Here is a 22,372-nt window from a genome sequence, read left to right as displayed (position 1 = left end):
GAAGGGACTGATCATGAAACAGCTGCTGCTCGACTTCCTCTGGTCCCATCTGTCCACGCTCGGCGCGTTCCGCAAGTCCGGGCAGACCCCACAGGCCGCACGGGAGTCGGCGGGCCTCGCGCCGGGGTACGACGCCTGGTTCGAGGAGTGCCTGCGCGTCTTCGAGGGGGCCGGCTACATCGATCGTCGGGACGGCAGGATCCTGTTCGACGAAGCCGGGCGGTACCGGCCGATCGAGCAGCTGTGGCGCGAGTGGGAGACGGAAAGTCCCGCGTGGCAGCAGAACCCCGACCTCGCGGCCACCCACCTGCTGGTGGAGACCACCCTGCGCGCCTTCCCCGACATCCTCAGCGGACGGCGACCGGCCACCGAGGTCATCTTCCCCGGGGGATCGCTGGAGCTGGTGCAGAACGCCTACACGACCAACCCGGCATCAGCGTTCTTCAACCAGGTGCTGGCCGCCGACCTGGTGGCGCGGCTGCGACGGCGGACACGGGACCTGACGGCGGACGCCCCGCGGATCCTGGAGATCGGCGCCGGCACGGGTGCCACGAGCGCCGTCGTCCTGGAAGCGCTGCGGTCCGCGCGGCTGGAGGTGCGCGAATATCGCTACACCGACATATCAAGGGTCTTCCTGAACCACGCGGAGCGTTCGTTCGGCGCGGCAAACCCATCGCTGACCTGTGGAATCCTGGACATCGAGCGCCCGGTGGCAGCTCAGGGCCTCACTCTCGGCGGATACGACGTCGTGCTCGCCGCCAATGTCCTGCACGCCACCCGGGACATCCGCAACACCCTGCGGAACGCCAAGGCGCTCCTGAGGCCCGGCGGACTGCTGGTCCTGAACGAACTGACCGCGAACAACCTGCTCAGCCAGTTCTCGTTCGGCCTCCTCGACGGATGGTGGCACCACGAGGACCCGCACCTGCGCATCCAGGGCAGCCCGCTGCTCTCCACGGCGAACTGGCAGCACGTCCTCACACAGGAGGGCTTCCGCGCGATCTCCCTGCCCGCACAGGATGCCGAGGACCTGGGACAGCAGATCATCGTGGCCGAGAGCGACGGCGTCATACGGCAGGCGACGGCCGCACCGCGCCCGTCCGCGCCGCACGTGGCGCCGGTGCGCGAGAGCCCGGCGCCGACGGTGGCCGATCACGGCGCCGGGAGCGAGCCCGCAGACCGGCTGCGCGCCCACATCGAGGCAGTCGCGCTCGACGTGCTGGCGGAGGCGTTGGACATCCCGCGGACGAGGATCGGGCGGGGCGAGCCCTTCTCGAACTACGGGCTCGACTCGATCTTCGCGGTGAACGTGGCCAGGACCCTCGGCGGAACGCTCGGCATCGACCTCGACATCACTGTGCTGTTCGAGCACAACACCCTCGCCGAGCTGGGCGAGTTCATCGTCTCCGAATACGCCGATGACCTGAGGGACGTACGTCCGCCGGAACCCGCACCGCCGGAACCCGCACCTCTAGAACCGGCGCCCGATCCCGTACAACCTCGATCTCAACCCCAACCTCGACCTGGGCCCGCGCTCGACGAGGCCGAGCCCGACGCCATGGCGATCGTCGGCATGTCCGCACGCTTCCCCGGGGCCGACGACATCGACGAGTTCTGGCGGATCGTCGAGCAGGGCGGACGGCGCATCACCGAGCCGCCGGAAAAGCGTGCGGACTGGGCGGTCCACGGCGAAGGGGCGGCCGGGCTGCGGGGCGGATTCCTCGACGGGGTGCACGAATTCGATCCCCTCTTCTTCCGCATGTCGATGACCGAGGCGCGCCAGGTGACGCCGGAACTGCGCCTGTTGTTGATGACGGCGTGGAACGCCGTCGAGGACGCGGGCTATCGGCCGGCCGAGCTGCGGAAGCGGCCCACGGGCGTGTTCGTCGCCACGACGCAGAGCGAGTACCGGCCCGCGGCCACGGACCTGATGAGCCTGCCGTCGCCCGCGATGGTGCCCAACCGGATCTCGTACCTGCTCGACCTCAACGGCCCCAGCGAGCAGTGCGACACGACGTGCTCGTCCTCGTTCGTGGCCCTGCACCGGGCGATCCGGTCCATCCGCGACGGCGAGTGCGAGCAGGCGCTCGTCGGCGGGGTGAACCTGGTGATGTCGCCCGCCGGCTTCGGCGGGATGCGGGCCGCGGGGATGCTCAGCCCGAGCGGCGACGTCCGGCCGTTCCAGCAGGACGCCGACGGTACCGCGCGCGGCGAGGGCGTCGCCGCCGTACTGGTCAAACCACTGAGCCGGGCCGTGGCGGACGGGGACTTCGTCCACTGCGTCGTGCGCGGCACCGGCGTGGCCCACGGCGGCAGGGGCGTGTCCTTCACCGCACCGAACATCAGGGGCATGAAGACGGCCGTCGCGCGCGCCTACGCCGACGCCGCGATCGATCCGGGCGCCGTGGACTACATCGAGACCCACGGCATGAGCACGATGCTTGCGGACAGCGCGGAACTGGCGGCGCTCGGCGCCGGACTCCGCGGCGAGGACGACAGCGACGACGTGACGTACCTGGGCAACGTGAAGCCCTGCATCGGGCACACGGAGGTGGTCTCCGGCCTGGCCGCGCTGGTGAAGACCGCGCAGGCGATGCGGCACGGCGTGATCCCGGCGCTCCCGGGCTTCGGACGGCTGCACCGGGACCTCTCCCTCAAGGGGACCCGGCTGCGCATCGCCGAGCGGAACCTGCCGTGGCCCGAGCGCACCGACGCCGCCGGTCGGCCGCTGCCTCGCCGCGCGAGCATGCACAGCTTCGGGATCGGCGGGGTGAACGCGCACGTCGTGCTGGAGCAGCACATCGCCGCCGCGAACACGGCGGACGACCCGGGTGCGCAGGTCCTCGTGCTCTCGGCGCGGAACGCCGACGCCCTGCGCGAGCGGGCGCACCGGCTGATTCCTCGGCTCGCCGAAGCGGATCCGCGCTCCTGGGCGGACATCGCGTACACGTTGCAGGTCGGCCGGGAAGAAATGGGCTGCCGACTGGCGTTCGTGGCGCGGAGCACCGACGAGGCCGCTCGCGTTCTGGGCGGCTGGCTGGACGGCGACCCGGACGCGCTCGCGCACGTGGCGTTCGCCGACGGCGTCGATCCCACCGCCGACGCCGAGCACGACGGGAAGCCGCCGCGGCTCGACCGGGCGTCAGAACTCTGGGCCGCGGGCACGTCCGTCGACTGGGACCTGCTGCATCGCGGCGCTCGACGCAGGCGCGTCGCACTGCCCGGGTACCCCTTCGCACGTCTGACGTGTTTCGCCGAGCAGGTGCCGCTACTGGATCAGGCCCCGCACACGGGCGTCGGGCCCCCGGACGGCGAAGCCTTCGTCGCCGACCTCGTCGCCTCGGTGCTGGGCCTGCCGCGCGACGAGATCGACGGCACGAGGTCGCTCGCCGACTACGGTCTCAACTCCCTGCTCCTGGTCGCGATGCTGGGCCGGATCAGCAATGCGTTTCCGGGCTTCCAGCCCGACTGGTGGCAGCCGCACGACACGTTGAACGACGTGGTCGCGAGGCTGTCCGAGACGGCTGCCCGCTCCATGCGCGGACCGGCCCCGGAGCTGGTGCGCCTCAACGGCACGACCGGGGGCAGGCCGGTCTTCTGGATCCACGGCGCCCTCGCCGGAGTCGAGTCCTACCGCACGATCGCCGAGCGCGTCGACCGCCCGTTCTACGGCATCCAGGCCCGCGGGCTGCTGACCGAGGACGCGCCGATCGAGGGCGTCACGGCCATGGCCGAGCACTACACCGAGGCCATCCGCTCGGTGCAGCCCGAAGGGCCGTACGACGTCGGCGGATTCTGCCTCGGCGGCATCGTCGCCTACGAGGTGACCCGGCTGTTGCAGGCACAGGGCCAGGACGTGGCCACGCTGACGATGGTCGACTCGCCGGACGAGACCGGCCTGGCGAAGTCGAACGCGAACGGGTTCCAGTCGGCGCGGAGCGCGGCGCTCCAGGTCGTCAACTCCTTACTCTGGCCGGCGGGGGAGAAGGACCCGGCGGTCCTGCGCGCCCGTCTCGTCCACCGGGACGAGGTCGTGGAGGACCTGGACGAGGACGCGTTCGTACGGCGGCTCGCGGACCTGGCGGCCGAGCGCGGGCTCGCCATGAGGCCCGCCCAGATCGCGCGGTTCGTCAGGCGCAACATGGCGATCCAGCTCGCCTACCGGCTCGGCGAGCACACCATCAGGCCGCTGCCTCGGCCGGAAGCCGTGGTGTGCACGTACTTCCGCAACCGGCGCGGGCTCTTCCTGGGCGAGGCCGAACCCTACTTCCAGGTCGAAGGCGAGACCTTCTCCCTCGACCACGTCAACTACCAGCAGGACTGGGATCGCGAGCTGCCGGGCCTGCGCCTGGTGGAGATCGACGCCGCGAACCACATGACGATCCTGAACGACGCGGGGCCGCTCGCCGCGATCGAAGAGACATGCCTGGCGCTGTACGCGTCCGAGGAGATCGGGGTTTCCCGTGGCTGACCAGACCGCATCCCAGACGAACGACCGTCACGAGCCGGTGGCGATCGTCGGCATCGGTTGCCGACTGCCTGCACAGATCGAGGATCCGACCGCACTCTGGGAGGCTCTGCTCAAGGGCGTCGACGCGGTGCGCCAGGTGCCGGCCAACCGCTGGAACGCCGACGCGTGGGCCGAAGCGGAGGCGTCCGGCTCGGCGGCGAACCGCCGGGGCGGATTCCTCGACGACGTCACGGGATTCGACGCGGAACACTTCGGCATCCCCCCGGCCGAGGCACGGCAGATGGACCCGCAGCAGCGGATCGCCCTGGAGGTGGCGTGCGCCGCGGTCGAGGACGCGCGGCGTTCCACGGCGAGCCTCGCGGGCACGCGCACCGGCGTCTTCATGGGCGCGATGTGGCAGGAGTACCCGCTGTTCACACAGGGCGCCGCCGAAGCGATCCACGCCCACTCGGCCATCGGCTGGGACAACTCGGTGATCCCGTCCCGGATCTCCTACGCGCTGGGGCTGCGCGGCCCCGCGATGGGCGTGGCGACCGCGTCGAGCTCCTCCCTGGTCGCGGTGCACCTCGCCGTGCAGAGCCTGCGCTCCGGCGAGTCGGACTACGCGCTCGCAGGCGGCGTCAACCTGATGCTGCATCCGAACACCTCGGTGGCCCTGACGAGACTCGGCACGCAGAGCCCGGCCGGCCTGTGCCGGGCCTTCGACGGCGACGGCGACGGCTACGCCCGCGGCGAGGGCTGCGCGGTGGTCGTGCTGCGCCGGCTGTCCGACGCGCTCGCCGACGGCGACCGCGTCTACGCGCTGGTGCACGGCAGTGCCGTCAACAACGACGGCGCGACGGACGGACTGACCGCCCCGGGCCACGAGGCGCAGACCCGGGTGCTGCGGTCGGCGTGGGAGAACGCGGGCGTCGCGCCGAGCGCGGTGTCGTACGTCGAGGCGCACGGCACGGGCACGCCCCTGGGCGACGTGACGGAGGCGGGCGCGCTCGGAGCCGTGTTCGGGCCCGACCGGCCCGCGCCGCTGCGCATCGGCTCGGTGAAGACTAACTTCGGCCACCTCGAACCGGCGGCCGGCGTGCTCGGGCTCGTCAAGGCCGCGCTGGCGGTGCACCACGGCGTCATTCCGCCGAGCCTGCACTTCCGCACGCCGAACCCGCGCATCGACTTCGCCGCCGAGCGCCTGGAAGTGGTCACCGAGGCAGCCGCGTGGCCTGCCGGGCCGCGGTTCGCGGGAGTGAGCAGCTTCGGATACGGCGGCACCAACGCGCACGTCGCCCTCGGCGGGGCGCCCGAGGGCGCCCCGGTACAGGACGCACCCGATGCGGGCGGTCCGGTCTGCCTGGCGGTGTCCGGCACGAACCCGAACGCGCTCGCGCGCAACGCCGAACGGCTGGCGGGCCACCTCGGGCGGTCGCCCGGGGCGAGGCTCTCCGACGTGGCCCACTCGCTGGTGACGACCCGCACGCAGCACCCCGCGCGCGGCGTGGTGATCGCCGCGACGACGGACGAGGCGGTGGCCGGACTGCGGGCGCTCGCCGCGGACGAGAGCCACGACGCGGTGGTGACGGGCGAGGCCGCCGGTCGCGGCCGCGTCGCGTTCGTCTTCCCCGGACAGGGCGCCCAGTGGTGGGGGATGGGCCGGACGCTGTGGGAGCACAACGACGCGTTCCGCGAGGCCGTGACGGCCTGCGACGAGGCACTCGCCCCGCTCACCGGGTTCTCGGTCGCCGCGGCCGTGCGCGGCCAGGACGGTCTCGCGCCGCCCTTCACGCGGACGGACGTGGTGCAGCCGGCGCTGTTCGCGATGTACGTCGGCCTCGCCGCGATGTGGCGCGGCTGGGGCATCGAACCCGAGGCGGTCGTCGGCCACAGCCAGGGCGAGGTGGCCGCGGCGGTCGTCAGCGGGGCGTTGAGCCTGGCGGACGGCGCCCGCATCGTGGCGTTGCGCGCCAGGGCCGTGCGCGAGCACGCGCCGGACGGGGCGATGGGCCTCGTGGAGCGCCCGGTGGGCGAGGTCGTCGAGCAGTTGGCGGCGTACGGCGATTCCCTGTCCGTCGCGGTGGTGAACACCGCGCGGTCCACCGTCGTGGCCGGGGACTCCGACGCGGTGGACCGCTTCCTCGCGCAGATGGAGGCCACCGGCGCGTACTGCCAGCGCGTGGACGTGGACTACGCGTCGCACAGCCCGCACATGGATCCGCTGCTGCCCGCGCTGCGCGAGCAGCTCACGGACCTCGCCCCCGCGGACGCGGGGATCGCCTTCTATTCGAGCGTGACGGGTCAGCGGGCGACAGGGCCTGAGCTGGACGCGGACTACTGGTGCCGCAACCTGCGCGAGCCGGTGCGCTTCGATCGCGCGCTGGAACGCCTGCGGGCGGACGGGTTCGGGGTCTTCGTCGAGGCGAGTCCGCATCCGGTGCTCCAGATAGCCCTGGCGCAGGGAACCGAGGCCGACGGGGCGGCCGTCGTGGTGGGCAGCTTGCGCCGCGGCCACGGCGGGCTCGAACAGGCGCTGCGGGCGCTGGCGGAGCTGCACGCCCAAGGGGTTCCGGTCCCGTGGCAGCGTGTGTACTCGACCCCGGACGCGCGCGGGGCGGACCTTCCGACGTACGCGTTCGAACACCGCGGCTACTGGCTGGACGAGCACGACGACGCGATCCCGGTCGTCAGCGGTGCTTCGTGGCGCGAGGAGGTGATGGCGCTGCCCGAACCCGAGCGGCTGGGCTCGATGGTCGCGCTCGTCACGGGGGAGGCCGCGGCCCTGCTCGGCCGGCCCGCGGAGGACGTGCGCCCCGACACGACGCTGCGCGAACAGGGTTTCGACTCCCTCATGGTGGTCGAGCTGCGGAACCGGCTCAGCGCACGGACACGGGTCCCGCTGCCCACGGTGCTCGCCTTCGACTACCCCACACCGCGAGCGATCGCGACCCTGCTGCTGACGCACGCCGGTGCGCGGCACGAGGCTCCGGAAGTCCCGCCCGCCGTCGCCGCGGCGCCCGCGCTGCCCGACGACGACGATCCCGTCGTGATCGTGTCCATGGCCTGCCGCCTTCCGGACGCGGTCGACACGCCCGAAGCGTTCTGGGATCTGCTCGTCGACGGCCGCGAGGCATCCTCCCCGTTCCCGCAGCGCTGGGACGGGTGGGACCTCGACGCGATCGAGGAGGCGGAGCGCGCCGCCACCGGCAGGCGCTTCGAGCGCAAGGGCGGCTTCGTGCGCGGCGTCGAGGACTTCGACGCGGCGTTCTTCGGGCTCAGCCCCCGTGAAGCGCTGTCCCTGGACCCGCAGCAGCGGCTCGTTCTGGAAGTCGTGTGGGAGGCGCTGGAGCGGGCCAATCTGCGCACCGCGTCCCTCGAAGGCAGCAACACGGGCGTCTATCTCGGCGCGATGAGTTCGGACTACGACGTCGCTCGCCGCTGGGACGTCGGGAGCAGCGACGGCTACAAGATCACCGGCAACGGTTCGAGCCTGATCTCCGGGCGGGTGGCCTACACGCTCGGCCTGGCCGGGCCCGCGCTCACCATCGACACCGCGTGCAGCTCGTCGCTCGTGGCCCTGCGCCTGGCGTGCGAGGCGCTGCGCAGCGGCGAGTGCGACCTGGCGCTCGCCGGTGGCGTGACCGTGATGAGCACCCCGCAGATCTTCGTCGAGTTCAGCCGCCTCAACGGGCTCGCGGCCGACGGCCGCTGCAAGAGCTTCGCCGACGACGCCGACGGGACGAGCTGGGCGGAGGGCTGTGGCGTCCTGGTGCTCAAGCGGCTCTCGGACGCGCAGCGCGACGGTGACCGCGTGCTGGCCGTCGTACGGGGCACCGCCATGAACCAGGACGGCCGCAGCCAGGGGCTCACCGCGCCGAACGGCCTCGCGCAGCAGCGCGTGCTGCGCGGCGCCCTGGCCGACGGGGGACTGTCCCCGGCCGACATCGACGTCGTCGAAGCGCACGCCACGGGCACCGTGCTCGGCGATCCCATCGAGGCCGGAGCCCTCGCCGCGGTGTTCTCGGGCCGCGTGCGGCCCCTGCACCTGGGATCGGCCAAGTCCAACATCGGCCACGCCCAGGCGGCCGCCGGCGTCATCGGCGTCATCAAGATGGTGATGGCGCTTGAGCACGAGTGGCTGCCGCGCACGCTCCACGCGGAGAAGCCGAACACCCGGATCGACTGGACCGGCGGCGAACTGGAGCTCCTGCGGCAGCCGAGGCGGTGGCCGCGGACCCGGCGGGTGCGTCGCGCGGGCGTCAGCTCGTTCGGCATCAGCGGCACGAACGCGCACGTCATCATCGAAGAAGCGCCGGAGACCGCCGTCGCGGACCGGCCGGGCGACGGTCTCGTCCACCCGTTGGTGATCTCGGGCATCGACGCGGCCTCCTTGCGTGCGCAGGCCCTGCGCTGGGCCGAGTGGCTCGACGCGCGGCCCGGCGCGTCGATGCGGGACGTCGCCTACACCTCCGCCGTCGGCCGTACGCACTTCGACGCGCGCGCCGTGGTCTTCGCGGGCGACGCCGTGGAGGCCGCCGAGGCCCTGCGGGCGGTCGAGCCCGGCTCCGGTACGGCGCCGGGGGAGATCGCCTTCGTGTTCGGCGGCCGGGGCGGGCAGCCGCAAGGGGCGAAGAGCCGACTGCTGGAGCAGAGCGCGGTGTTCCGCGACACCGTGGCGCGGTGCGACGCGGTCCTCGCGCCGTTGACGGGCTGGTCCGTGCTGGAGGTGCTGCGCGGCGAGGCGGACGTGAGCGGTCCTGATGTGCTGCCCTGCACGCTGTTCGCGACGTACCTCGGACTCGCGGCGCTGTGGCGCAGCTGGGGCGTGGAGCCCGCGGCGGTGGTGGGCGACGCGCTGGGCGAGGTCGCCGCCGCTGTGGTGAGCGGGGCGTTGAGCCTGGAGGACGGCGCCCGCGTCGTCGTCCTTCGGGCCCGCGCTCGCTCGGGGGACGCGGTCGGCGACGGGAGGGCGGGGATCGTCCCTGCCCGGACCGCCGTCCCCTTCCGATCGCGCCTGACGGGCGAGGTCGTGCCGGGCCCGGAGCTGGACGCGGACTACTGGTTCCGCGACCTGCCGGAGCCGGAGCCCACGGAGTTCGACCGCGCGTTGGAGCGGCTGCGCGGCGAAGGCTTCGGAACGTTCGTCGAGATCGGCCCGCCCTCCGAAGGCGCCGCGGGCGGCGTGGAGCAGCTCTGGCGAGCGGCCGCCTCGTTGTTCGAGCGGGGCTTCGCACTGGACTGGGAGCGGGTCCTCGGGTCCCGTGGCGCCGCCAAGGTCGACGTCCCGACGTACGCGTTCCAGCGCCAACGCTTCTGGCACGGCGAGCTTCCGGCCGGGCCCGGCGCGGTGACGGCGAGTCGGTCCGCGGACGGCCACCCGTGGTTCGACGCGATCACGACTCTCGCCGGTGGCGGCGGTCACCTGTTCACCGGCCGGCTGACGCTCGACGACCACCCGTGGCTGGCCGATCACGTCGTCGGCGGGCAGGTCTACGTGCCGGGCGCGGGCCTGGTCGACGCCGCGCTGTTCGCCGCCCGGACCGCGGGTGCCGACGCAGTGGCGGACCTGACGCTGCTGGAGCCGGTCGTCCTCCTGCCGGGCCGCGCGCTGCGGATCCAGGCCACCGTCGGCGATCCGGACGCGCACGGACGACGCCCCTTCGCGTTCTACAGCCAGCCCGAGGACCCTGCGGACACGGACGAGCCGCTGAGCTGGCGGCAGCACGTGACCGGAGAGTGCGTGACCCGCGCGGACGTCGGCGCCGCGATGCCGCAGGACGTCGGCGACGGGCCGGTGCCCGATGCGCGGGCCCTCGACATCGAGGCCTTCTACGGACGCGCCCTCGCGAACGGCCTCGACTACGGCCCGGCCTTCCGAGGACTGCGCGAACTGGCCTGCCGCGACGGCGTCCACTACGCACGGGTGTCCCTTCCGGACGCGCTGGACCCGGCCGGTCACGGCCTGCATCCGGCGCTGTTCGACGCGGCACTTCAGGTCGTCGTCGCCGCTCTGATGGAGGCGGGTGCGGCTCCCGGGCCGCTCGTCCCGTTCATCTGGTCGGACGTCGAGCTGTTCCGTGCCGCGGGCAGGGAACTGACGGTGCGGGTGTCGTTCGAGTCCGACGGGGGCGCGGACCTCGCGCCGGCCACCGTATGGCTGGCCGACCCGGCGGGCCACCCGGTGGCCCGTATCGGCAGGCTGAAGTTCCAGCGCGGCAGGCGCCGCGGACACCCGTTCGCCGAGCACCTCTACCGCGTCGGCTTCGAACCCGTACACCCCGTGGCCGAGACCCACGACCCCGCGGGCACCCTCGTGGTCGGCGACGCGGAGTGGGGCGCCGGGCTCGGCGCCGACGTCGTACCCGACTTGGACGCCCTCGTGAAGCGGCTCGATGCCCAGGCGGACGTGCCTCGGCGACTGCTGTTCGCGCTGCCCGAGAACGCGTCCGCCCAGTGGCACGGTGCGCAGCGGAGTGCCGCCGAAGCGCTGCGGACGCTTCAGGTGTGCTTGGGCGACGCCCGGCTCCAGGACACGGAGCTCGTCTGGATCACCCGTGACGCGGTGGCGTCGAGCCCTGACGACCAGGTGGGGAACTGGGCCCATGCCGCAGTGTGGGGCATGGTGCGCACGGCCCGCACGGAACAGCCCGAGCGCCTGCTGCGCCTGATCGACCTCGATCCCGGCACCCCGGACCTCCGGCTCCTGGCGCGCGTGATCGCGACCGTCGGCGAGCCGGAGTGCGTGCTGCGCGGTGGGGCCGCCCACGTGCCGCGGGCAAGGCCGACCGTCGAAGAGGTCGACGCGCTCGTCCTGCCGGACGAGGGCGGCTGGCACCTGCGTCAGCGGGAGGACGACCAGTTGGAGGCCGTCGCCGCCACGCACGACGAGGGCGCGCCGGAGCCGGTCGCGCCGTGGGAAGTCCGCGTCGAGGTGCGCGCCGCCGGGATGAGCCCGGGGCACGCACAGGCACTGGAGTTCGCGGGGACCGTCACGGAGGTCGGCGGCGACGTCACTTCCGTACGCGCGGGTGACCGGGTCATGGGCAGTGCGGCGGGCGCGCTCGGCAACCGGATCCGCGTGGACGGTGCCGCCCTCAGGCCGATGCCCGAGACCCTGACCTTCGCGCGGGCGGCCGCTGATCCGTCCGCCTCAGGTGCGGAGCGGGACACGGTGTCGTTCACCGCCTTCGACGTACGCGATGCTCCGCACGCCCTGCGCCACGCGCGGCGGAACGCCGCGCACAAGACCGTGCTGACCTTGCCGCGCGCCCTCGACCCGAACGGCACCGTGCTGATCACCGGCGGTCTCGGTGAACTCGGCAGCGCGCTCGCCGCACACCTGGTCCGTACGCACGGAGCGCGGCGGCTCGTGCTGCTGTCGCGGCGCGGTGGCGGCACCCCGGAAGCCGACTCGGTCGTGCGGGAACTCGAAGCGGCGGGCGCCGAGCGGGTGGACCTGGTCGCGGGCGACGCCGCGGACCGGGCCGCACTGGCCGCGGTGCTGGAGGGGATCGACCCGGGCCATCCCCTCACGGCCGTGTTCCACCTCGCAGGCGTGCTCGACGACGGCCTGGTGGAGGGCTTCACCGCGGAGCGGCTGCACCGGGTGATGGCACCCAAGGTGCAGGGCGCGCGCCTGTTGGACGAGTTGACCGAGCGGCTCGACCTGGCCGCGTTCGTGCTCTTCTCCTCGGCGGCCGGAACGCTGGGCACCGCTGGACAGAGCGGGTACGCCGCGGCGAACGCGACGCTGGACGCCCTGGCCGCGAACCGGCGCAAGCGGGGGCTGGCAGGACTCAGCCTCGCCTTCGGGCTCTGGGAACAGGCCGGAGTGGGCATGACCGCGCACCTCGGCAAGGCCGAGCTGGGACGCCTGCGGCGCCAGGGGATCGGCGCCCTGACCCTGGCCGACGGACTGAACGCCCTGGACGTCGCCCTCGCACGGCCCGAGGCCCAGCTGATGCCCGTACGCCTGGAACTGGCATCGCTGCGCCACGCGCTCGGCGACGCACCAGCGCCTCCCCTGCTGCGCTACCTGCTGCGGCGCACGACCGAAGAGCGCCGAACCGAAGAAGCCGGAAGCGCGCAGTCGCTCGACGCGCGGCTGGCGGACGCCTCCGAGGCCGAACGGCCGGCCCTGCTGCTGGACCTCGTCCGCAGCGAAGTCGCCGACGTGCTCGGCCTGCCAGGACCCGACAGCGTGCCGACCGACAGAGCGCTGCGTTCCCTCGGGATCGACTCGCTCACCATGGTCCAGTTGCGCAAGCGCCTCGCCAAGCGGGTGACCACCACGCTGCCCGCCACGCTGGTGTTCGACTACCCGACCGCCGAGGCCATCGCCGGGCTCCTGCTCCACGACGGCACCACCCTGAGAGGGAACGAGAAGTGAAGACAGAGGCCCTGTTCATCGCGGGTACCGCGACCTGCCTGCCCCCGGCGACCAAGGTCGAACAAGCCGTCGCCGACGGCCGGTTCGACGCCCAGGACGCCGAGGATACGCAGCTGGAATCGATCTGCGAGGCCACGGACGAAGCTCCGCCCGAGATGGCGGTGGCCGCCGCCAGGGACGCCCTGGAGAGGTCGGGCCACCGGGCCGAGGACATCGCGCTGCTGCTGCACGCCTGCGTGTACTTCCAGGGCCTTGAGCTCTACCCGACGGCTTCCTACATCCACCGCGAAGTGCTCGGGGACCATTCGGCGCTCGCCTTCGAGGTCAAGAACGCCTCCAACGGCTGCATGACCGCGTTGGACATCGCGGCGCGCTCCCTCGCGGCCACCGACGACGTGGCGGCGCTGGTGACCACGGCCGACAAGGTCAGCCGACCGGCGATCGACCGCTGGAACAGCGACATAGGCATCGTCCCCGGCGACGGCGCTTCGGCGATGGTGCTCAGCAAGAGGTCCGGGTTCGCACGGGTGCTGAGCACCTCCACGGTGTCGGACCCCACCCTTGAGCGCCTGCACCGCGGCGACGCGCCCTTCACGCCCCACCACGACCCCGCGCTCCCCATCGACCTGCGTCTGCGCAAGCTGCAGTACCTGGGAGACGTGGAGCTCGACGAGTTCACCCGCCGGTTCCGGGCGGGCCTCAGCGACTGCGTCAACCGAGCCCTGCGCGACGCGGACATCCGTCTGCGCGACGTCGCCCGGTTCGTGGTTCCGCACTTCGGACGCATCGTGCTGCAGCGCGAGGTCCTCGCCGCACTCGACATCGACCTCGATCTCACGACCTGGTCCTGGGGCCGTACCGTCGGCCACCTCGGCGCGGGCGACCAGATCGCCGGACTCGACCACCTCGTGCGGGAGCGCGCCGTGGACGTCGGCGACCTCTGCATGCTGCTCGGCGTCGGCGCAGGCTTCACCTGGACGTGCGCCGTGGTCCGGATCGTCGAGCTTCCCGAGCGGCCGACGCCGTCGGCCGGATCCGGCCTCGGGGGCGGGCGGATCTGATGCGCTGCTACGTGTTCCCGGGACAGGGCACCCAGAAGAAGGGCATGGGGCGAGGCCTGTTCGAGAGGTTCCCCGACCTCCGTCGCCGCGCCGACCGGGTGCTCGGATACTCGATCGAAGAGCTCTGTCTGCACAACCCGGAACGACGGCTGTCCGAGACCGGGTACGCGCAGCCCGCGATCTACGTCGTCAACGCGCTGCACTGGGCGGCGGCGCAGGAGGACCTGCCGCCCGCGGACTTCTTCGCGGGCCACAGCCTCGGCGAGTACAGCGCACTGCTCGCGGCCGGTGCCTTCGACTTCGAAACCGGCCTGACGCTGGTGCGACACCGCGCGGAACTGATGGGCCGGGTCGAGGGCGGTGCGATGGCCGCGGTCGTCGGCGTGTGCGAACGGATCGTCGAGGAGACCCTCAAGCGGCACGACGCCACCGGCGTCGTCATCGCCAACTACAACGCGCCCGAGCAGTTCGTGCTCTCCGGCAGCCGCGAGGAACTGGCGCGGATCAAGCCGCTCTTCGAGAAGGTGGAGGGTGTCAGGGGCTTCGTCCCGGTCCGCGTCAGCGGACCCTTCCACGCACCGGCCATGGCCCCGGCCGCCGCGCGCTTCCGGGACCTGCTGGACACGGTCGACGTGGGCGAACTGCGGACACCGGTCATCTCCAACGTGACCGGCAGGCCGTTCGGCCCCGATGCCCAGGAAGTCCGCGATCTGCTCGCCGAGCAGATCGCCAGGCCCGTCCGCTGGACCGACTGCGTCCGGTACCTGCGGGACGCGGGCGTGTCGGTCTTCACGGAACTGGGCGAAGCGAAGGTGCTCACCTCGCTCATCGACCGGATCACCACCGCGCACGAGCCTGCGCACGAGCCCGCACGAGAGCCCGCGCCCGACCCGCGCCGAGACCTGATCGAGCGCATCAAGCGCGAGGTCCTCCAGCCGGAGATCGGCGACGACGCGCTGGGCTTCGACGAGGACGCCTCGTTCCGGCAGCTCGGCCTGAACTCCATCATCTACGTGCGCCTCGCCCGTCGGGTCGGGACGGTCCTCGGCATTCCGATCAAGCCGGACGTCATCTTCCAGCACCGTTCCTGCGCCGCCCTGGCGGACCACCTCCTGACCCGCGACGACGTCGCCCGAGCCGCGGCACCCGAGGTCCCGGTCCCACCCGCGCCCTTGCGCGAGTACCAGGACGAACGGGTGACGGCCCTGCTGCGCGACTGCGCGAACGGGACCCTCGGCGTGGACCGGACCGCCGAGGCGATCCGCGCCCTCGCGTGACGAGCGCCGAACCACCCGGACTACCTCAACTGCCCGAACCAGCGGCACCAATGGAGACGCAGCGCGGTCCGGACGAAAGCCGGCCGTCCGTACTGCGGCCTCCCGCCTCGCGGCCCGCCGCACGTGGACCGTCACCGGGAGTCGTCCGAAAGGGGCACCGCCGCCCGGAGCCCTGGTCGCACGGTGTGCGGCCGCGGCGGCCGCGGTGCTCACTTCCCGTCGCCCAGCTCGTCGCGCAGCAGTTCGCACTCCCCGGTCTGGCCCGTGCGGTACGCGGCGCGGGCCACCAGGTGGGCCGCCACCGCGCTGGTCAGCAGCTGGAAGAAGGCGACCAGGGCGAGGGTGCCCAGGTCGACGCCGGAGCGCAGCCGCAGGGCCACGCCCGCCAGGAGCACCAGCATGCCGAAGGTCTGCGGGTTGGTCGCGGCGGCGCTGCGGGTCAGGACGTCCGGCAGCCGCAGGAGGCCGATGACGCCGGTCAGGCAGACCGCCGCGCCGAGGAAGAGGAGGACCGAACCGGCCAGGTCGGCCGCGTTCTCCCAGGTGTTCACGGGCGCTCCTTGGCCGATGCGCGGTCCCGCGCGGCGATGAACCTGGCGATGGCGACCGAGCTGGTGAACCCCAGGAAGGCGAGCACCAGCATGATCGACAGGTAGTAGCGGGAACGGGTGAACGCCGCGTCCACGCCGATCCCGGCGATGATCAGTACGGCGGCGACGTCCACGGCGATGGCGCGGTCCAGCATCGTGGGACCGCGCCAGACGCCGGCGAGCAGGAGCGCGCCGGCGAGCAGGATCAGCACCAGGGCGCCGTGGAGCAGGAGGTCGTTGGCCAGGGTCACGGGCCGGGGGCCTTTCCGGTGGGTGGGGGTCCGGTGGGGGAGGAGGGCGGGGGAGCCGCCGTGACGCGCGCGATCTCCTCGCGGGTTCCGAAGGCCCGTACGACCAGGGCCTCCAGGCGCCAGGCGTCGCCGCGCGCCCGGTCCACGGCCCGGGGGTCGTCGGCACCGGAGACGTGCAGGAAGAGGATGGCCGTCGAGCCGTTCACCTCCACCAGCGCGCCGCCCGGCACGCTCGACACGGCGACGGCGGTCGCCGCGACCATCAGGTCCGTGCGGCACCGCAGCGGCACGCGCACCACGGCGGCCGGGCGCCGCCGACCGGACAGCGCGTGCCTGGCCACCACGGCACTGGACGCCACCATGTCGCCCAGCAGGTAGGCGGCGAGCCGCAGGATCGCGAACGGCCGCAGCCGCAGGTCGAGTTCGACGGCGGGCAGCGGGAAGACCAGGCACAGGACGACCGCCACGAGGACGCCGCTGATCAGGTTGCCCCAGGTCGGCCCCGACCAGAGCAGCATCCAGATGACGGTGAGCCAGGCGATGAGGGGGAGGTCGAGACGCTGCCACCGCGTCTTGAGCGAGGGGGAGTTCACGGGGCGAGCACCGCCTCGACGTAGGGGGTGCGGGCCAGCAGCTCGGCGGCCGAACGGTCGGCCAGACCGGTGAGCGGCGTGGCGAGGACGGTGTAGGAGAGTCCGAGGGCGACGGCGGCCGCGGTGGCCGCCGTCATCACGCGGGGGACCCGGGTCGTGGTGCGGACGCACACCGCGCCCGCTGCGCCGGAGTCGTCGCTGTCGTCGTTCTCCTCCAGCACGTCGCCCTCAGGCGAGGCCGACGCGTTCGGCGCGGCGCGCCAGAACGCCAGGTTCCACACCTTCACCACCACGTACAGCGTCAGCAGACTCGTCACCGCCGCCGCGCCGAGCAGGAGGTAGGCCCACGCCCCGCCGTCGGCGGCACCGGCCCGCATCAGCCCGAGCTTGCCGAGGAAGCCCGACAGCGGGGGGATTCCGGCGAGGCTCATGGCGGGTACGAACCACAGCACGGCCAGTAGCGGCGCGCCGCGGGCCACGCCGCCGAGCCGGGTCAGCTCCGTCGTGCCGTACCGCTTCTCCAGCAGCCCGGCGGCGAGGAACAGCGTGGTCTGCACCGTGATGTGGTGCGCCGTGTAGACGATCGCGCCGCCGACGCCCTGGCGGCTGCCGAGCGCGATGCCGAACAGCATGAAGCCGATGTGACTGACCAGGGTGAAGGACAGCAGGCGCTTGAGGTCGGTCTGGGCGACCGCGCCGAGGATGCCGACGACCATGGAGGCGAACGCCACCGCCATCAGCACCGACGAGAGCCGGTTGCCGGGGAACAGCAGGGTCTCGGTGCGGATCATCGAGTACACGCCGACCTTGGTGAGCAGCCCGGCGAAGACGGCCGTCACCGGCGCGGGCGCGGTGGGGTAGGAGTCCGGGAGCCAGGCGGACACGGGGAACGCGGCGGCCTTCACCCCGAACACGGTGAGCAGCAGGACCTCCGCCAGGCTCCGCACGCCGAGCGGGAGCGCGCCGAACCGCTCGGCGAGCTGCGCGAAGTTCACGGTGCCCGCCGCCGCGTAGGTCACGGCCACGCCCGCGAGGAAGACCAGCGAGGAGACGAGCGAGACGACGACGTAGGTGGAACCGGCCCGCACGCGCGGCTCGGTGGCGCCCACCGTCAGCAGCACGAAGCTGGCCATCAGCATGATCTCGAAGCCGACGTAGAGGTTGACGAGGTCACCGGCGAGGAAGGTGAGCGAGACGCCCGAGACCAGGACCAGGTACGCCGGGTGGAAGACGGCGAGGGGCGCCTTCTCCTCGCGGTCGGCCATGCCCTGGCCCATGGCGTAGACCAGGACGATCAGGGTGACGGCCCCGGACACGGTCAGCATCAGCGCGGCGAGCCGGTCCGCGACCAGGGTCACGCCGAGCGGCGGCGCGAAGCCGCCGAGGTGGGAGACGAGCGGTCCGGTGCGGTCGGCGGCGACCAGCAGGGCCAGGTCGACGGCGACGACCGCGACGAGCACCCCGACGGTGATCAGCCGGTGCAGCCAGCGCAGCCGGGGCCCGACGAACAGGCTCAGGCCGCACACCGCGAGCGGCAGCACGACCGGCAGGGGGACGAGATGGTTCACGGGGCATCCTCCGGGTCCGTGCCGAGTACGTCGTCCCACGGGTCGCCGTCGCCGAAGGAGTCCTGGGCGCGTGCCTGGGACGCCCGGTCGACGCGGAGCCGGTGGCGCTGTTCGCGGCGCTCCTGCCGCCAGGCACTGGGCCCCTCGTCGCGGTGCCGCGTGCGCAGCTCGGCGCGCTCCGCCGCGATCTGGGCGCGCAGCACGACCCTGCGGTCGGCGAGGTCGTCGGGGACGAAGTCCGAGCCGGTCAGCTGACTGCTGCGGTACGCCATGGCCAGCACGAACGCGGTGGTGGCCAGGGTGATGACGACCGCGGTCAGCACGATGGCCTGGGGCAGCGGGTCCGTCACCCGGTCGTGGGGGACCCCGGGGTACAGCAGTGCCGGGACCCCGGCGGGTCCGGTGGCGGCGAGGACGAAGAGGTTCACCCCGTTGCCGCAGAGGATGACGCCGACCAGGACCCGGGTGAGGCTGCGGGTGAGGATGAGCATTCCGCCCGTGCCGGACAGGACGAGGGCGCAGACGAGCAGCGCCGCGCTGACGGTCATCGGCGCCCCTCACCGGCGAGGGCGAGGCCCGCCGCGTACTCGGTCTGTTGGTCGATCTTGGAGCCGAGGGCGCGGACGATGTCCAGGACGACCCCGAGCACCAGCAGGTACACGCCCAGGTCGAAGAGGACGGCGGTGCCCGCGTGCCAGTCGCCGATCAGCGGCAGGTGTCCGCGCCAGGTCCAGGCGTGCAGCACCGTGCCGTCGACCAGCCCCAGGAGCGCGACTCCCGTGGACAGGAACAGGCCGAGACCGGTCAGGAACCCGGGGTGGAGCGGGGCCGCGGCGTCCAGTTCGTGCCGCCCGCCCGCGAGGTAGCGGATGGTCATGGCGACCCCCGCGACCAGGCCCCCGACGAAGCCGCCGCCCGGCAGGTTCTCCGCGCACAGCAGCAGGTACACCGACAGCATCAGGACGGGGTGGAAGACCAGCCGGGCGACCACCTCGAAGACCACCGACCGGTACGCGGGGTCCAGGGTGTCGGCCGCCACCAGCCAGCTGCGCTCGGGCGCGGCCTGACCGGGGCCGAGGGGGGCCCGGATGCGGGAGCCCGCCGGGGACCAGGCCGTCACGCCGCCGGGCCGCCGGACGGGTTCCCTGGCCGACGGTCCCTGGCGGCGGTGCACGTACAGCAGGCTGATGACGCCGAGGACGGCGACCGCGAGGACGGCGGACTCGCCCATCGTGTCCCAGGCGCGGTAGTCCACGAGGATCGCCGAGACCACGTCCTTGAGGCCGTGGTGCGCGGTCTCCTCCGTCATGGCGGCCCCGGCGGGATCGGCCGTACGCGCCGCCGCGGCCAGCCACAGCGCGCACGCCACCAGCGCCCCGCTGCCCAGCGCGAGGACCGTTCCCGTCGCCCGGCGGCGCAGCATCCCCGAGTCGCCGAAGTAGACCGGCAGCCGCCGCAGCACCAGTACCAGCACCACCGTGGAGACGGTCTCCACGGCGAACTGGGTGAGGGCGAGGTCGGGCGCGCCCTGGACGACGTACAGCAGTCCCGTGCCGTACCCGGTCAGGCCCGCGAGGACGGCGGCCTTCATCCGCCGCCGCACGAACAGGCACATCAGAGCGGCCGCGCAGGTCAGCGCCCCGACTCCGGCCTGCCACGGGGAGTCCCACGCGCGCGGCGCGGGGGCGCCGTGCCAGGGTCGGTCGACGACGAGGACCGCGGCGAGCCCGGCGACCGTGACGACGAGGACCGTGGCCACGTACGCGGGCAGCGAGCCCTTCTGCACCGCGCCCGTCACCTGGAGGGCGGTCCGTTCCAGACCGAGGACGGTCCGGCCGAACACCGCGTCCGCCGTCGGCCAGGCGAGGCGCCGCCCGGTCCGCGCCACCGGCTCCCGCGCCACGAACAGCGCCGCGCCGGCCAGCCAGGCGAGTGCGGAGAGCCCGAGCGGGACCCCGAAGCCGTGCCACAGGGCGAGGTGGTACGGGTGCGCGGGGGCGGGGTACTGGGACGCGTACCGTTCGAAGAGCGGGGCGAGCGTGCCGATGCCGGGGCCGAGGGCGAGACAGCCGAGCGCGAGCAGCGCGGGCGGCGCGAGGAACGCGGGGCCGACGCGGTGCACGGGGGTCGGCGGCGTCCCCGGCTTGCGGGCGAAGGCGCCCCACAGGAACCGCAGGGTGTACGCCGTGGTGCAGGCGGACCCGGCGACGACCAGGCCCAGGGCGCAGCGCTCGGCAGCGCTGCCGTTCAGCAGCGCGTCGAACGCGGCTTCCTTCGCGACGAACCCGATCAGCGGCGGCAGCGCCGCCATCGAAGCGCCCGCCACGACGGCCACCGCGCACACCCACGGCAGCGACCGCCCCACTTCCGACAGGCGCCGCAGGTCACGCGTGCCGGCCGCGTGGTCGACGATCCCGGTCACCAGGAACAGCGGCGCCTTGAACAGGGCGTGCGCCAGGATCATCGAGATCGCCGCGAGCGCGACGTCGTACGAGCCCGCGCCCGCGAGCACGAGGAGCAGGCCCAGCTGGCTGACCGTGCCGTGGGCGAGCACCAGTTTGAGGTCGTTCTCGCGCAGCGCCCGCCAGCCGCCCAGCAGCATCGTCGCCGTGCCCAGCGTCAGCAGGACGGGCCGCCACACGGGGACGTCCGCGAACGCCGGGGCGAGCCGCGCCACGAGGTACACGCCCGCCTTCACCATCGCGGCGGCGTGCAGATAGGCGCTGACCGGGGTGGGCGCGGCCATCGCGTTGGGCAGCCACAGACTCAGCGGCCACACCGCGGACTTGGCGACCGCCCCGCACAGCACGAGCAGCACGGCCGCCGTCAGCGTGCCGCTCGGCTCAGGCGGGGCCTCCAGGATGCGGGAGATGCGGTATGTGCCCGCGAGGTGGCCCAGCATCAGGAACCCGACGAACATCGCGAGACCGCCCACGGAGGTGACGGTCAGCGCCTGGAGCGCGGATCGGCGGCTCTCCCGCTTCTCGCTGTCGTACCCGATGAGCAGGAACGACAGGACCGTCGTCAGTTCCCAGAACAGGTAGAGGACCATCAGGTCGTCGGCGAGGACGAGCCCCAGCATGGCGCCCGCGAAGCCGAGGAGGTTCCCGCCGAACCGGCCGAGGCGCGGCGACCCGGCGTCGAAGTAGCGGCCGCAGTAGAACAGGACCAGCGCCCCGACCCCGGCGGCGAGCAGCACCATCACCAAGGACAGGGCGTCCAGCCGGAAGGCGGCCTCGACGTCGTACGCCTCGATCCACGTCCACGACTCCGTGACGGCCCGGCCCGACTCCACCCGGTCCCACCGCGACACGGCCCAGACGAGGGCCGCGGCGGGCGGCAGCGCCAGCACGGCGAAAGCGCGGAGCCCCAGCCTGCGGATCAGCGGGGCGGCGCAGAGCGCGACGGCGAAGTGGACGAGGACCAGCACAGTCATGGGGCATCAGTATCTGGATTTACAGGGTGTAAAGAACAAGGCACGCCGAACGGGACGATTCGTACCTGTGCCCGGCGGGCGGGGCACTCACTCCTTCCGGTTACGAAGAGCGGTTCACCGGCGCGGACCTCTCCCCGCGCGGTTGTGTGGAAGCACGCACAGAGCCAGGCCCGGCACCGACGGGCCGCGGAAGACAGGTGACGTACATGCGAACCGAGGCCGCCCAGCGGGTCGAACTGGTCTTCTCCCTCTTCGACGCCAACGGCAACGGAGTCGTCGACTCCGACGACTTCGACCTCATGACGGGCCGGGTCCTGGCGGCGGCGACCGCATCGGACGACGGGGCCAGGGCCGCGATCCGGGCCGCGTTCCGCCGGTACTGGACGACGCTGGCCGCCGAGCTGGACACCGACGGAGACGGTGTGGTCACCGTCGACGAGTTCCGCCCGGTCGTCCTCGACCCCGAGCGCTTCGGCCCCACGGTCACCGAGTTCGCCGTGGCGCTCTCCGCGCTCGGCGACCCCGACGGGGACGGCCTGATCGAACGCCCGCTCTTCGTGGCGCTGATGACGGCGATCGGCTTCCAGGAGGCGAACGTCCACGCGCTCTTCGACGCCTTCGGCCCGGACGCCGAGGACCGCGTCACCGTCGCCACCTGGGCCGCCGCCATCGAGGACTACTACGCACCGGACCTGGCCGGGACCGCGGGCGACCGCCTGGTGTCCGTCCCGGAGTCCTGATCACGGCCCGGGGC

11 protein-coding genes are annotated in these 22,372 nt (G+C 73.0%); 5 read left to right on the top strand and 6 right to left on the bottom strand.

Annotation, left to right across the window (positions count from 1 at the left end):
• The first annotated feature begins 13 nt into the window (after positions 1–13).
• From ACIBNE_RS25250 to fabD, 4 genes are read left to right on the top strand one after another with little or no spacing between them, the layout of a single operon-like run.
• Positions 14–4,471, top strand: a complete 4,458-nt coding sequence (locus tag ACIBNE_RS25250; RefSeq protein WP_399275178.1) for a beta-ketoacyl synthase N-terminal-like domain-containing protein — start codon at positions 14–16, stop codon at positions 4,469–4,471.
• Entirely contained in the window at positions 4,464–12,842 is an 8,379-nt protein-coding gene (locus ACIBNE_RS25245) for a type I polyketide synthase (RefSeq protein WP_399275176.1), read from the top strand. The genes ACIBNE_RS25250 and ACIBNE_RS25245 overlap by 8 nt, the downstream gene beginning before the upstream one ends.
• A complete protein-coding gene (locus ACIBNE_RS25240; protein WP_399275174.1) occupies positions 12,839–13,903 on the top strand; it encodes a ketoacyl-ACP synthase III family protein in 1,065 nt (354 codons plus the stop codon). Before ACIBNE_RS25245 ends, ACIBNE_RS25240 begins: the two co-directional genes overlap by 4 nt.
• Positions 13,903–15,180: an ACP S-malonyltransferase gene (fabD, locus tag ACIBNE_RS25235; protein WP_399275172.1), complete on the top strand. Its 1,278-nt coding sequence runs from the start codon at positions 13,903–13,905 to the stop codon at positions 15,178–15,180. The genes ACIBNE_RS25240 and fabD overlap by 1 nt, the downstream gene beginning before the upstream one ends.
• Positions 15,181–15,389: 209 nt before the next feature.
• Here fabD and mnhG read toward each other — a convergent pair whose 3' ends face one another.
• The 6 genes from mnhG to ACIBNE_RS25205 are packed head-to-tail and all read right to left on the bottom strand — an operon-like array spanning position 15,390 to position 21,618.
• Entirely contained in the window at positions 15,390–15,731 is a 342-nt protein-coding gene (mnhG, locus tag ACIBNE_RS25230; RefSeq protein WP_399275170.1) for a monovalent cation/H(+) antiporter subunit G, read from the bottom strand.
• Positions 15,728–16,021 (bottom strand): monovalent cation/H+ antiporter complex subunit F, encoded by a 294-nt coding sequence (locus tag ACIBNE_RS25225; protein ID WP_399275168.1) that lies wholly within the window; start codon positions 16,019–16,021, stop codon positions 15,728–15,730. Before ACIBNE_RS25225 ends, mnhG begins: the two co-directional genes overlap by 4 nt.
• Positions 16,018–16,614 carry a Na+/H+ antiporter subunit E gene (locus ACIBNE_RS25220; RefSeq protein WP_399275166.1) on the bottom strand — a complete coding sequence of 199 codons (597 nt, stop codon included), beginning with the start codon at positions 16,612–16,614 and terminating at the stop codon, positions 16,018–16,020. Before ACIBNE_RS25220 ends, ACIBNE_RS25225 begins: the two co-directional genes overlap by 4 nt.
• A complete protein-coding gene (locus ACIBNE_RS25215) occupies positions 16,611–18,182 on the bottom strand; it encodes a Na+/H+ antiporter subunit D (RefSeq protein WP_399275164.1) in 1,572 nt (523 codons plus the stop codon). The genes ACIBNE_RS25220 and ACIBNE_RS25215 overlap by 4 nt, the downstream gene beginning before the upstream one ends.
• Positions 18,179–18,730 carry a Na(+)/H(+) antiporter subunit C gene (locus tag ACIBNE_RS25210; protein WP_399275162.1) on the bottom strand — a complete coding sequence of 184 codons (552 nt, stop codon included), beginning with the start codon at positions 18,728–18,730 and terminating at the stop codon, positions 18,179–18,181. The genes ACIBNE_RS25215 and ACIBNE_RS25210 overlap by 4 nt, the downstream gene beginning before the upstream one ends.
• Positions 18,727–21,618: a Na+/H+ antiporter subunit A gene (locus tag ACIBNE_RS25205; RefSeq protein ID WP_399275160.1), complete on the bottom strand. Its 2,892-nt coding sequence runs from the start codon at positions 21,616–21,618 to the stop codon at positions 18,727–18,729. The genes ACIBNE_RS25210 and ACIBNE_RS25205 overlap by 4 nt, the downstream gene beginning before the upstream one ends.
• Before the next feature lie 206 nt (positions 21,619–21,824).
• On the opposite strand from ACIBNE_RS25205, the gene ACIBNE_RS25200 reads away from it, so the two are divergent.
• Positions 21,825–22,358: an EF-hand domain-containing protein gene (locus ACIBNE_RS25200; RefSeq protein WP_399275158.1), complete on the top strand. Its 534-nt coding sequence runs from the start codon at positions 21,825–21,827 to the stop codon at positions 22,356–22,358.
• The last annotated feature ends 14 nt before the right edge of the window (positions 22,359–22,372 follow it).

The sequence above is a fragment of the Streptomyces sp. NPDC050504 genome (assembly GCF_044458065.1).
GTDB lineage: Bacteria > Actinomycetota > Actinomycetes > Streptomycetales > Streptomycetaceae > Streptomyces.
Note: the sequence above shows the minus strand (reverse complement) of the source record. Positions and strands in the feature narration are given on the sequence as shown.

Bases quoted from the DNA above. Each gene is read 5' to 3' on its own strand.
- ACIBNE_RS25250 (WP_399275178.1), top strand. From the start codon at position 14: ATGAAACAGCTGCTGCTCGACTTCCTCTGGTCCCATCTGTCCACGCTC.
- fabD (WP_399275172.1), top strand. From the start codon at position 13,903: ATGCGCTGCTACGTGTTCCCGGGACAGGGCACCCAGAAGAAGGGCATG.
- ACIBNE_RS25210 (WP_399275162.1), bottom strand. From the start codon at position 18,730: ATGACCGTCAGCGCGGCGCTGCTCGTCTGCGCCCTCGTCCTGTCCGGC.
- ACIBNE_RS25205 (WP_399275160.1), bottom strand. From the start codon at position 21,618: ATGACTGTGCTGGTCCTCGTCCACTTCGCCGTCGCGCTCTGCGCCGCC.
- ACIBNE_RS25200 (WP_399275158.1), top strand. From the start codon at position 21,825: ATGCGAACCGAGGCCGCCCAGCGGGTCGAACTGGTCTTCTCCCTCTTC.